The following is a 12,031-nucleotide window of genomic DNA, read 5'->3' as shown; positions in this document are numbered from 1 at the left end:
GGCGCGGACCCGGCCCCGCGCCGTGCCACCTCTGCCGCTCCCGTCCTACACCTGCGCCAACTCCACCGTCCGTGCGGCAAGTTCACTGATGCGCACCCCGTCGAAGCCGAACACCGCGCTGCGCACCCGGTCCTCCAGGGGGTCCCGCCACTGCGCCGGGATGGCCTTGGCCCCGCACAGCACCCCCGCGACGGACCCCGCGGTCGCGCCGTTCGAGTCGGTGTCGAGGCCGCCGCGCACGGTGAGGGCGATGGTGCGGGTGAAGTCGCCGTCGCCGTAGAGGAGTCCGGCGGTCAGGACGGCCGAGTTGGGCACGGCGTGCACCCAGCCGAGTCCGGCGGTCTCCGACTCGGCGGTGGCCAGCGTCTCCTCCCAGCTGAGCCCGGCCTCGTGGAGCGTGACGACCCGGCGCACCGTACGGGCGAGGCGGCAGCTGGACGGGATCACGCCGAACGCCGCGTCCAGCGCGGCGCGCGCGGAGGCGGCCGAGAACGCCGCCGAGACGAGCGCCGCCGCCCACATCGCCCCGTAGACGCCGTTGCCGGTGTGCGAGAGCACGGCGTCGCGGCGGGCGAGGGCGGCGGCGCGGCGCGGTGCTCCGGGGTTCGTCCAGCCGAAGATGTCGGCACGGATGAGGGCGCCGATCCACTCCTGGAAGGCGTTCTCGTACGTGGCGGTGAGCGGCGGCTTGAGCCCGTTGGCCAGATTCCGGTACGCGGCGCGCTCCGCGGTGAACGTCTGCAGATAGGGCAGGCGAAGCAGCCACAGCTCGCCGACCTGTTCGGTGCTGAACGTGAACCCGTGCGTCTCCAGGAGGTGCAGTCCGAGGATCGCGTAGTCGATGTCGTCGTCACGGCAGCTGCCGTGCACCTTGCCGCGCACGCACTGCCGCCACTCGGGCCGCAGCTGGAACTCCTCGACCCAGGAAGGGGGTTCGGGCAGATAGTCGGTGAGCGGCAGCGCGTCGGCCTGCCGCAGATAGCGCTCGATGCGCTCGCGCGTCCAGTAGTCACCCCGCTCGATGGGTTTGCCGAGCATGTTGCCCGCGATCCGCCCGAGCCAGCCGCCGAGAACACGGTCGGCGAGTTCCGTATGTGCTGGGGTCATGCGTCCGGTCTACCGAATCCGGGGCGGTTGTGCGCGGTCAATGTGACGGGTTCGGCGCGGAGCGTGACACGTTTGTCTGGTTCTCGAAGTCGCCCCGGCCGCACTGATCGATCATTCCGACGACATCAATGGGCTGCTATCCACCGACTTAGGGCGATTTAGAGGAGGGGTCCGGGGCTCCGATATGCGGACGGCCATGGGCAGGCGGCCCCTCCTCCGGTTATGGTCGCAGCGGCGCGACTGCCTTGACGCGAGCAAGGCCCGGAAAGCAAGGGGATGCAAGGTGGCGGACGCTGCTGGGACGGCGGGGCATGTGCTCATCGCCGCGGACAAGTTCAAGGGCTCACTCACGGCCGTGCAGGTCGCGGAGCGGGTGACGGCCGGGCTTCGCCGCGTCGCCCCACGGGTGGAGGTCGAGGCCCTGCCGGTGGCGGACGGCGGCGACGGCACGGTCGCCGCGGCGGTCGCGGCCGGTTTCGAGCGCCGTGAGGTACGGGTGACGGGGCCGCTCGGCGACGAGGTCACCGCGGCGTACGCGCTGCGGGACGGCACCGCGGTGGTGGAGATGGCGGAGGCGTCCGGCCTCCAGCTGCTGCCCGAGGGAGTCTTCGCACCCCTCACGTCCACGACGTACGGCTCCGGGGAACTGCTGCGCGCCGCGCTGGACGCGGGCGCGCGGACCATCGTGTTCGGTGTCGGTGGCAGCGCGACGACGGACGGCGGGGCCGGCATGCTGGCCGCGCTGGGCGCGGTCTTCCTGGACGCGGCAGGGGCGCCGGTGGCCCCGGGCGGCGGCCCGCTCGCCACGCTGGCCACGGCGGACCTCTCCGGGCTCGACGAGCGCTTCGCCTCGGTCGACCTGGTCCTTGCCAGCGACGTGGACAACCCGCTGACCGGCCCGAAGGGCGCTCCGGCGGTGTACGGCCCGCAGAAGGGCGCGACCCCGGAGGACGTCGCCGAGCTGGACGCGGCCCTCGCGCACTTCGCGCAGGTCCTCGCCGAGTCGGTGGGTTCCGCCGCCCTGGAGCACGCCGAGTCCCCGGGAGCGGGGGCGGCGGGCGGCATCGGCTACGGGGCCCTTGTCGGGCTCGGCGCGAGCTTCCGCCCCGGGATCGAGGTCATGCTGGACGTCCTCGGCTTCGCGCCGGCGCTCGCGCGGGCGTCGCTGGTGATCACGGGGGAGGGCTCGCTGGACGAGCAGACCCTCCACGGCAAGGCCCCCGCGGGCGTCGCGGCGGCGGCCCGCGCGGCGGGAGTCGAGGTCGTGGCCGTCTGCGGCCGCCTGGCCCTCCCGGCGGAGGCGCTGGGCAAGGCGGGTATCCGGCGGGCCTACGCGCTCACCGACGTGGAGCCGGATGTCGCCCGGTGCATCGCCGAGGCCGGTCCCATCCTGGAGACGGTGGCGGAGGGCATCGCCCGGGACTTCCTGAGCTAGGCGTTCCCACTGGGGGGCGCGGTGACGGACCTGCGGGCCGGTGGGCGCCGATCGCGCAGTTCCCCGCGCCCCTGACGGGGCGCCCTTGCACCGCCGGACGGGCTGAAGGGTTTCAGCCCGCCCGGCGTTTGAGGACGCACTCGGCGGAGCCGGCGAGCAACGGTGCGCAACGCCACCGGAGGCAGGATCTCCGCCTCAGCCAGGCGCCAGCCGATACGCGTCGAGGGCCAGCGTCATCTCCATCAGGTCCCGTGGCCGCGCGAGCGACCGCGAGGTCAGCTGTTCCAGGCGTCGCAAGCGGTTGAAGACCGTGTTCCGGTGGCAGTAGAGGCGCCCCGCGGCCCGCCCCGCCGACCCCTCGCACATCAGCCACGCGTCCAGCGTCTCCAGGAGCACCGCCCGGTCGGCCGGTTCCAGCGCGAGCACCTCCCCGAATACGTCCGACACGAGGCGCCCCGCCAGCTCCGGCTGGCTCACCACGAGCGCCGTCGGCATCCGTTGGTCGAGCCGTACGATTCCGGTCGCGTCCGGCGGACACGTACGCAGTGCCAGCTCGGCGAGCCGCCGTGCGTGACCCAGTTCGGAGAGCCCCGCCACCACGGGGCTGATGCCGCCGGGCCCGGGGCACCGCCCGTCGAGCGCGGCGGTCAGCTCGTCCAGACCCTCCTCCGCGCCGAGCGCCACCACCCCCACCTCCCGGTCCGTCCGCATCCGCCAGACGAAACGGAACCCGGCCCGCTGGATCTGCCGGTGGAACGCGGCCCGCCCGTCCCGTCGCTCGGCGCGCAGCACCACCACCGCGTACGGCCCGCGCTCCGGCAGATCGAGCCCCGCGGCCACCTGCGCGGCGAGGCCGGGAGCGGACTGCCCCTCCAGGAGCGCGTCGAGCAGCGCCTGCAACTGCTCGTCGGTCCGGCGCCGAAGCTCCATCTCCGTCGCCCGGTACGCCTCGGACGCTGCCGCCGCCTGCGCGTCGACCGCCGCCCACACCATCGTCGCCGACCGCATCAGGACGGCGAGCTTCTCCGAGTCCTGCCCCACGGTGCCTTCGAGCAGCGAGTCCCAGACCAGATAGCCCGCGTTGCGGTACGAGTGCACCACCAGGTCGAGCGGAAGACCCTGCTGGGCCCGGCGCCTGCCTGCCTCCTCCGCGTACTCCAGATCGCGGCGCGGTGACGCACGCGGCGCGGTGATGGTCTCGATGCCGATGCGCATCGCGTCCTCCGCCTCCCGCCACTGCTGGTCGTACGGCAGCACCCGCGCGTACACCGGGGAGTGTTCGAAGAGCTGCCGCAGGTGTTCGTCCACAAGATCGGGGATGCGGGGCTTGAGCGCCACGCACGCCTCCTCGAGCACCTTCCAGTCGTGGCCAGTCCGAGGCCTGCGTCCGCTCATGGATTCCTACCCCCGTCACCGCTGCCCGCCGTGCCCTGGTGCTGGGGAGGATGCCACTGCTCGGCCACCCCTGGCAGGCCCCTGACACGGGGTGTTGTGCCCGTGCACAACCGGCGGCCGGTCCCGCTGGTCACCCGCAGCGATTCGGACACAGGCCGTGGACGGGCGGGCGCGGCGGTGCTGGGCTGAGCGCCACGCGGAGGGCCGAGCGGTACGGACGGCCGAGCGACACGAACAGGGCAGGCTAAGGACAGGGGGTCCCAGGTGGGTGGTTCCGGACTGGTCGTAGAGGACGCGTCGGTCGGATACGGACCGGTACGCGCACTGCGCCAGGTGTCGCTCGAAGTACCGGACGGCGCCGTGGTCGCCGTCCTCGGCGGTAACGGCGCGGGCAAGTCGACGCTCCTGCGCGCCATTTCACGCACGCTCGCCTTTCACCGGGGGGCGCTCACCACCGGCTCCATCCACTTCGGCGGGCGGCGCATCGACAATCTGCACGCGGACCGGGTGGTCGCCGCCGGAGTGTCACAAGTGCCGGAGGGCAGAAGGGTGTTCGCCCGGATGACCGTCGCCGACAACCTCCGGTCGGGCGCGCTCGGGTCCACCGGAAGCCGGACCGTGAAGGCCAGGGCCCTGGACCGCGTCCATGAGCTCTTCCCGGTGCTCGCCGAGCGCGCGGGCCAGCGGGCCGGGCTCCTGTCGGGCGGCGAGCAGCAGATGCTCGCGGTGGGCAGGGCGCTGATGGCCTCACCGAAGCTGCTGCTCCTGGACGAACCCTCCCTGGGCCTGGCCCCGTTGATGGCGGCACGCATCGCCGACACCATCCAGGAAATCAACGGCCAGGGCACCTCGGTCCTCCTCGTCGAACAGAACGCGGCGCTGGCACTGCGCCTCGCCTCACGGGCGTACGTCCTCGACGTGGGTGAGGTGGCACTGGCGGGCGACGCGGACGAGTTGGCGGCGTCCGACGAGGTACGCCGCCGCTACCTGGGCGTGGTCGACGAGACCGCCGCGGCCGACGCCTCACGCGGCGCCGGCGCGCATCCCATGCTGAGCCGATGGGCGGGCCGACGATGACCGAGGACCACTCGGCAGCCGAGGCGACACCGCCGGACGACGACGTACCCGCCCTGGAAGTGCGGGACTTGACCGTCCGCTTCGCGGGTCTCACCGCCCTCGACGCCATCAGTTTCACCGTTAGGCCGGGCACCGTGCACGCCGTCATCGGGCCCAACGGCGCGGGGAAGTCCACCTGCTTCAACGTCCTGTCCGGCGTGTACCGCGCCACCGGCGGCAGCGTCCGCTTCGGAGAGCACGACCTCACGACGATGCCTCCGCACCGCATCGCCGACCTCGGCGTCGCAAGGATCTTCCAGAACCTCGCCCTGCCGCCGCGCGCGACGGTCGCCGACAGCCTGATGCTCGGCCGCCACCGGCTGACCCGCACCGGGTTCCTGTCCGCGGGCCTGCGCCTCCCGTCGGCGGCACGCGAGGAGCGCGTCCATCGCGAACGTGTGCGGGAGATAGCCGCGTTCGTCGGCATCGAACCGCAACTGCACGCCCCGGCGGGCTCCTTGCCGTACGGGCAGCAGAAACTCGCGGAACTGGCGCGCGCCTTGTGCATGGAGCCCAGGTTGCTCCTGCTCGACGAGCCCGTCGCGGGCATGACCGCGGACGAACGGCAACGCACGGCCGCCGTCATCGCCGGCGTCCGCGACAGCCTCGGAATCTCGATCGTCCTGGTGGAACACGACATGGGGGTGGTGATGCGGCTCGCGGACGCGGTGACCGTACTTGACTTCGGCCGGCGCATAGCGGATGGCGCCCCGGCCGCCGTACAGAACGACCCCGCGGTCGTGCGCGCCTACCTGGGGGAGGGGGCAACCTCGTGAACACCTTCGTCGAGCTGCTGCTCAACGGCCTCTCGATGGGGTCCGTGTACGCCCTCATCGCACTCGGCTTCGTCGTCATCTTCCGGGCCACCGAGGTCGTGAACTTCGCGCACGCCTCGCTGCTCCTGGCCGGCGGCTACTTCATCGCGTCCCTCCACGACGACATCGGCTTCTGGCCGGCGGTGCTCGTCGGCATCGCGGGGGCCGCCGTCGTCGGCGCCGCCATCGAGTTCCTCGTGATGCGGCGCTACCGCGGGTCGGATCACAGCGTCCTCGCCATCGTCACGATCGGCGTCGACATCCTGCTCACCACCGAGCTCACCCGCCGCCTCGGCACCGACGTGCTCGCCCTCGGCGACCCCTGGGGCGACTCGGTGCTCACCATCGGGTCGATCTCCATCGCCCACACGCGCATCGCCGCGTTCGTCGCCGCCGCGCTCCTCATCACCACGTTCCTGCTCGCCTTCCGCTACACCTCCTGGGGTGTGGCGATGCGCGCCGCCGCCGAGAGTCCGGAGACCGCCGCCCTGATGGGCGTGCGCCTGGGCCGGGTCTCGCTCGGCGCGTGGGCGGTGGCGGGCGGCCTCGCCGCGGTGGCGGCGCTCTTCCTCACGGTCTTCCCGACGCCGGGGCTCGAACGGGCCACCTCGCTGGCCGCGCTGAAGGCGTTCCCCGCCGCGATCCTGGGCGGCCTCGACTCGACCACCGGCGCGCTCGTCGGCGGTCTTGTCGTCGGGGTCACCGAATCGCTCGCCACCGGGTACCAGAGCGAGCTCACCTTCCTGGGACGGGGTCTCGGTGACCTCGCGCCCTATCTCGTGATGACCGTCATCCTCCTCATCCGGCCCGCCGGACTCTTCGGCACGAAGGAGCTCGCCCGTGTCTGAGGTCCTGGCCCGTGGACGGGAGCTGCGCTCCCGAGGCCGTACGCGGCTGACCCGCCCCCGCATGTACGTGTGGCTCGCGGGCGCCGTGATCCTGCTCGCCCTGCCCTTCTATCTCGACCGCTTCTGGCTCCAGGCCGGCCTCTTCGCCATGGCCGCCGCGATCGGCGCCATCGGCCTCAACCTCCTCACCGGTGCGACCGGCCAGCTCTCCATGGGCCACGCCTTCTTCCTCGCGATCGGCGCGTACGGATACTGCGTCTTCGCCGGGGACGGGGAGGACGGCCTGACCGGGCTCGGCCTCCCCACCTGGATCGCCGCCGCCCTGGCCGTCGTCGTCGCGGGGATCGCGGGCGGGCTCTTCAGCCCCATCGCGGGGCGTCTGCGCGGTGCCTACCTCGGCATCGCGACCCTCGCGCTGATCTTCATCGGGCAGCACGTGCTCTTCAACGCCCATGACCTGACGGGCGGCTCCAACGGACGCGACGTGCCGCCCCTGAGCGTCTTCGGCATCACCTTCGACGACAGCGAGCTCGTCGTGGCGGCGGTGCCGTTCGGGGCCTCGGAGAAGCTCTGGTACGCGGGGCTCGTCCTCCTCGTCGGCTGCGGACTCTTCGCCCGCGGTGTGCTGCGCGGACGCCCCGGACGTGCCATGAACGCCATCCGCGACCACCGCATCGCCGCAGGTGTCATCGGGGTGCCGGTCGCCCGTTACCGCGCCGGCGTCTTCGTCCTCTCGTCGATGTACGCGGGCCTCGCGGGCGTCCTGCTCGCCCTCGTCTTCCAGCGCACCGTGCCGGACTACTTCGGCATGACGCTGTCCCTCGAATACCTCGCCATGATCGTCATCGGTGGCCTCGGCTCGGTCGCGGGCGCGGTGGCCGGTGCCGCCGTGGTGTCCCTGCTGCCGCAGCTCCTGACCCGGTACAGCGACGCGCTGCCCCTGGTCGCGGCCCCCGGCAGTGGCGGGATCACACCGGGCGAGGCGTCCCGGTATCTGTACGGCGCCGCCGTCGTGGCGGTGGTGCTGTTCCTGCCCGGCGGCCTGGCCAGCATTGCCGCCCGGCGCTCCAGGCCGACGTCCGGCCAAACTCCAGGGGAGGAACGATGAGTTCACGCAGGTTGAAAAGGGCCACCGCGACGGCGACGGCGTTCGCCGCGCTGCTCGCAGTGGCGGGTTGCAGCTCCAAGGCGGGGGACGAAGAGGGCGACAAGGAGGGCGCGGGCGGGGTCAAGTCCGGTGTCGGTGTCTCCGCCAAGACGATCGAGCTCGGTGTGCTCACCGACATGACGGGTGTCTACGCGACCCTCGGCAAGAGCGTCACCCAGGCCCAGCAGCTCTACGTCAAGCAGACGAACGCCGACGGCGGCATCTGCGGCCGCCAGCTGAAACTGACCGTCCGCGACCACGGCTACGACCCGCAGAAGGCGGTCGCCGCTTACACCGAGCTCGAACCGGATGTCCTCGGCTTCGCCCAGTTCATCGGCTCGCCGTTCGTCGCGGCGGTCAAGCAGCGGATCGACAAGGACAAGAGCCTCGTGCTCCCGCAGGCCTGGTCGGCGAACCTCCTCGGCAGTCCGTACGTGCGGGTCGTGGGCTCGACGTACGACCTGGAGACGATCAACGCGATCGACTTCCTGATGAAGGAGAAGGGCCTCAAGAAGGGCGACAAGCTCGGTCATGTCTACTTCGAGGGCGACTACGGCGAGAACGCCCTGAAGGGCTCGCAGTACATGGCGAAGAAGTCGGGCCTGACCGTCGTGGAACAGAAGATCAAGGCGACCGACAACGACATGACGGCGCAGGTCGCGGCCCTGAAGAAGGCCGGGGTGAAGGCCGTGGTGATCAGTGCGGGTCCGCGCCAGGCGGCCTCGCTCGTGGGTGTCGCGGCGGCGGGCAAGTTCGACGTCCCGATCATCGGCAACAACTCGGCGTTCGCACCCCAGCTCCTGGGCACGCAGGCGGGCCCGGCCCTGGCGAAGAACTATTACGTGGCCTCACCGACCCTCCCGATCGGCGCGGACACCCCCGCGGCGAAGAAGCTGGTCAGCGACTACAAGGCGGCCTACCCCAAGGACTCCCTGGACAACGGCGTGACGGCCGGCTGGACCGCGGCGTCCATCTTCGGAGAGGCACTCAAGAAGGCCTGCGAGAGCAAGGACCTCACCCGTGAGGGCCTCGACAAGGCTCTCCTGACCATCGACTCCTACGACACCGGCTTCGGCGTCACGCAGGACTTCAGCGACCCCAAGGCGCCCTCCTCGAAGGAGAGCGTGATCCTGCGCCCCGACAAGGGCGCGACGGGCGGCATGAAGGTGGCCAGGGAGCCGGAAGCGGCGGCAGCGGCCGAGGGATACACCCCCGGCGCCTGAGAAGTGCCGGAACAACCAGAAGGGGCCCGAACCAATTGGTTCGGGCCCCTTCTGGCAACGTACAGAAACCGCTACGGCAGCTGAGCCGCCCGCGCCTCGCGCCGGTTGTCCCGGAAGTTGTTCACCCGGCGGGCCGTGGCGAACAGCGGGATGACCGCGCCGAGCACCAGCTGCAGCGCGCAGCCGGTCTGCAGCAGCAGCTGGCCGCCGGGCGCCTCGAACGCCCAGGCCGCGAGCAGCCCCATGGCCGCGACGATCCACGCGAGCATGGCCACCGCGAGCGGACCCCGCGGCTTGGGGTACTCGACCCGGCTCACCATGAGCCACGCCGTACCGATGATCGCCAGGAGCGTCGCCACGAAGGGCAGCTCCAGGAGCACGATCGAGACGACCGTGAGCGCGCCGAAGGGCGAGGGCATGCCCTGGAAGGTGCCGTCCTTCACGGTCACGCAGCTGAACCGCGCGAGCCGCAGCACCACCGCCAACAGCACGACGATCGCTCCGACCGCGGCCACTCTCTGGTGCGCGTCGTCGGCGACCATGCCGTAGACGAGCACGAAGTACGCGGGGGCCAGACCGAAGCTGATCAGGTCCGACAGGTTGTCGAGTTCCGCGCCCATCGGCGAGGACCGCAGCTTGCGCGCCACGAGCCCGTCGAAGAGGTCGAAGACGGCCGCGCAGAGCATCAGGATCACGGCGGTCGCGGCGGAGTGCCGCGCCATGCCGCTTTCGTTGCTGCCCTGGAGGTGCGGGATGAGGATGCCGGTGGTGGTGAAGTACACCGCCATGAACCCGCACGTGGCGTTACCGAGCGTGAGGGTGTCCGCTATCGAGAGGCGGAGTGAGAGAGGCATCTCCTCGTCGGCCTCGTCCTCGGCCGCCTCGGGCACCCAGCCCGCCTGTGTCTCAGGATCAACCACGGTCAATGCGAGTCACCCCAGCCACGGTCTTCTGACCGACCTCGACGTCCACGTCGACACCCTCGGGGAGGTAGATGTCGACACGGGAGCCGAAGCGGATCAGGCCGATCCGTTCGCCCTGCTCCACCTTCGTGCCCTGGGGCACGTAAGGAACGATGCGCCGCGCGACCGCGCCCGCGATCTGGATCATCTCGATGTCACCGAGCTCGGTGTCGAAGTGCCAGACAACGCGCTCGTTGTTCTCGCTCTCCTTGTTGAACGCCGGGACGAACCCGCCGGGGATGTGCTCCACGGACGTCACCGTGCCCGCGAGGGGCGCCCGGTTGACGTGGACGTTCAGCGGGCTCATGAAGATCGCGACGCGGGTGCGTCCGTCCTTCCACGGCATGATGCTCTGCACCACACCGTCGGCCGGGGAGATGACCCGGCCCTGGGCGATGTCGCGCTCGGGGTCGCGGAAGAACCACAGCATGCCCGCCGCCAGAGCGGTGACGGGTACAGCTACGGCCGCGGCGCCCTTGGAGCGACGCGCGCGCACCAGGCTGAGTGCCGCGGTGGCGACAGTCGGCAGGAGCCACGGCGATGCTCCGCGCGCAAGGCGTACGCCAGCGAGGCTGTCGCGTGGTGCAGAGGTTTGGCTGTGGGGCATGGATGACCTTCGTAGCGGATGATGCCGCGCATGAACGGGGGACGGCGGCTTTTTCCGGATGGTATCGGTTGCGAGCCACAACTGGGCAAGCCAGGAAGCGGAGTCGACGGCCGAAGAGTGTTGACAGGGTGTGACCTTCTTCTCGATGAAATCACCCCAAATCGGGCATCTAGCCCTGGAATCGATACTCTTCGAGCAGTCGGCGTCCAATGATCATTTTCTGGATCTCGGCGGTACCTTCGCCGATCAGCAGCATGGGGGCCTCACGGTACAGACGCTCGATCTCGTACTCCTTCGAGAAGCCGTAACCGCCATGGATCCGGAACGCGTCCTCTACGACTTCTTTGCAGTATTCGGACGCGAGGTACTTCGCCATTCCTGCTTCGAGGTCGTTTCGTTCCCCCGAGTCCTTTTTGCGTGCTGCGTTCACCATCATCGCATGGGCGGCCTCGACCTTGGTAGCCATCTCGGCCAGCTTGAACTGAATCGCCTGGTGCTGGGCGATCGCCTTGCCGAAAGTGTGACGTTGCTGGGCATAAGAGACGCCGAGCTCAAATGCACGCTGCGCGACACCGCAACCACGAGCCGCAACATTCACACGGCCGACTTCGACGCCGTCCATCATTTGGTAAAACCCACGGCCGGTGGCCCCGCCGAGCACACGATTGGCTGGAATTCGCAGCCCATCCATGATGAGTTCGGTGGTGTCCACCCCCTTGTAACCCATTTTGTCGATCTTGCCCGGGATGGTGAGGCCGGGACGGACCTCGCCGAAGCCGGGCTCCTTCTCGACGAGGAAGGTCGTCATCGACTTGTGGGGGGCGGTGCCCTCCGGGTGTCCTTCGTCACTCCGGCACAGAACGGCCACCAGAGTCGACGTTCCGCCGTTGGTGAGCCACATCTTCTGACCGTTGAGGACGTACTCGTCGCCGTCCTTGACGCCCTTGGACGTGATCGCGGACACATCGGAGCCGAGTGCGGGCTCCGACATGGAGAACGCGCCGCGCACCTCGCCGGCCGCCATGCGCGGCAGGAAGGTGTCCTTCTGCTCCTGCGTCCCGTGCTGCTTGAGCATGTAGGCGACGATGAAGTGGGTGTTGATGATGCCGGAGACCGACATCCAGCCACGCGCTATTTCCTCGACGCACAGGGCGTACGTGAGCAGCGACTCGCCCAGACCGCCGTACTCCTCAGGGATCATGAGCCCGAAGAGGCCCAACTCCTTGAGACCGTCCACGATCTGCTGCGGATACTCGTCACGGTGCTCCAGCTCCGTGGCGACCGGGATGATCTCCTTGTCGACGAAGTCCCGGACCGTGGCCAGGATCTCCTGCTGGATGTCGGTGAGACCTGCGGTCTGCGCGAGTCGGCTCATG

Annotated in this window: 11 protein-coding genes; 6 read left to right on the top strand and 5 right to left on the bottom strand. The window is 70.3% G+C overall.

All coding sequences use genetic code 11. From position 1 onward, the window contains the following. Window positions 1-45: 45 nt before the first annotated feature. Window positions 46-1,107, bottom strand: coding sequence for an ADP-ribosylglycohydrolase family protein (locus ACWGIH_RS01995; protein ID WP_453451785.1), 1,062 nt, complete (start codon window positions 1,105-1,107; stop codon window positions 46-48). 283 nt (window positions 1,108-1,390) lie between these two features. Between ACWGIH_RS01995 and ACWGIH_RS01990 the strand changes: the two genes are divergently transcribed. Continuing rightward, a complete protein-coding gene (locus ACWGIH_RS01990) occupies window positions 1,391-2,542 on the top strand; it encodes a glycerate kinase (RefSeq protein WP_453451786.1) in 1,152 nt (383 codons plus the stop codon). A gap of 195 nt (window positions 2,543-2,737) precedes the next feature. Here ACWGIH_RS01990 and ACWGIH_RS01985 read toward each other — a convergent pair whose 3' ends face one another. Further along, a complete protein-coding gene (locus ACWGIH_RS01985) occupies window positions 2,738-3,937 on the bottom strand; it encodes a PucR family transcriptional regulator (protein WP_453451787.1) in 1,200 nt (399 codons plus the stop codon). 264 nt (window positions 3,938-4,201) lie between these two features. Between ACWGIH_RS01985 and ACWGIH_RS01980 the strand changes: the two genes are divergently transcribed. From ACWGIH_RS01980 to ACWGIH_RS01960, 5 genes are all read left to right on the top strand, one after another. Next, on the top strand, window positions 4,202-5,014 hold the full coding sequence (locus tag ACWGIH_RS01980) for an ABC transporter ATP-binding protein (RefSeq protein ID WP_453451788.1): 813 nt from the start codon (window positions 4,202-4,204) through the stop codon (window positions 5,012-5,014). Continuing rightward, a complete protein-coding gene (locus ACWGIH_RS01975; protein ID WP_453451806.1) occupies window positions 5,011-5,829 on the top strand; it encodes an ABC transporter ATP-binding protein in 819 nt (272 codons plus the stop codon). The genes ACWGIH_RS01980 and ACWGIH_RS01975 overlap by 4 nt, the downstream gene beginning before the upstream one ends. Then, complete coding sequence (locus ACWGIH_RS01970) at window positions 5,826-6,716, top strand: branched-chain amino acid ABC transporter permease (protein ID WP_453451789.1); 891 nt, start codon at window positions 5,826-5,828, stop codon at window positions 6,714-6,716. The genes ACWGIH_RS01975 and ACWGIH_RS01970 overlap by 4 nt, the downstream gene beginning before the upstream one ends. Window positions 6,717-6,777: 61 nt before the next feature. Then, window positions 6,778-7,824 (top strand): branched-chain amino acid ABC transporter permease, encoded by a 1,047-nt coding sequence (locus tag ACWGIH_RS01965; protein WP_453451807.1) that lies wholly within the window; start codon window positions 6,778-6,780, stop codon window positions 7,822-7,824. Further along, the gene (locus ACWGIH_RS01960) at window positions 7,821-9,086 is read left to right on the top strand and encodes an ABC transporter substrate-binding protein (RefSeq protein ID WP_453451790.1); all 1,266 of its coding nucleotides are present in this window, start codon (window positions 7,821-7,823) and stop codon (window positions 9,084-9,086) included. Before ACWGIH_RS01965 ends, ACWGIH_RS01960 begins: the two co-directional genes overlap by 4 nt. 71 nt (window positions 9,087-9,157) lie before the next feature. On the opposite strand, the gene pssA is transcribed toward ACWGIH_RS01960, so the two are convergent. The 3 genes from pssA to ACWGIH_RS01945 form a co-directional block, all read right to left on the bottom strand. Further along, the gene (gene pssA, locus ACWGIH_RS01955) at window positions 9,158-10,012 is read right to left on the bottom strand and encodes a CDP-diacylglycerol--serine O-phosphatidyltransferase (RefSeq protein WP_249586749.1); all 855 of its coding nucleotides are present in this window, start codon (window positions 10,010-10,012) and stop codon (window positions 9,158-9,160) included. Beyond that, window positions 9,999-10,655 carry a phosphatidylserine decarboxylase gene (locus ACWGIH_RS01950; RefSeq protein ID WP_367046333.1) on the bottom strand — a complete coding sequence of 219 codons (657 nt, stop codon included), beginning with the start codon at window positions 10,653-10,655 and terminating at the stop codon, window positions 9,999-10,001. Before ACWGIH_RS01950 ends, pssA begins: the two co-directional genes overlap by 14 nt. 169 nt (window positions 10,656-10,824) lie before the next feature. Then, the gene (locus tag ACWGIH_RS01945; RefSeq protein ID WP_453451791.1) at window positions 10,825-12,030 is read right to left on the bottom strand and encodes an acyl-CoA dehydrogenase family protein; all 1,206 of its coding nucleotides are present in this window, start codon (window positions 12,028-12,030) and stop codon (window positions 10,825-10,827) included. Window position 12,031: the final 1 nt, after the last annotated feature.

The organism is Streptomyces sp. NPDC054872, assembly GCF_053610705.1.
This window is presented reverse-complemented; position numbering and strand designations above follow the sequence as displayed.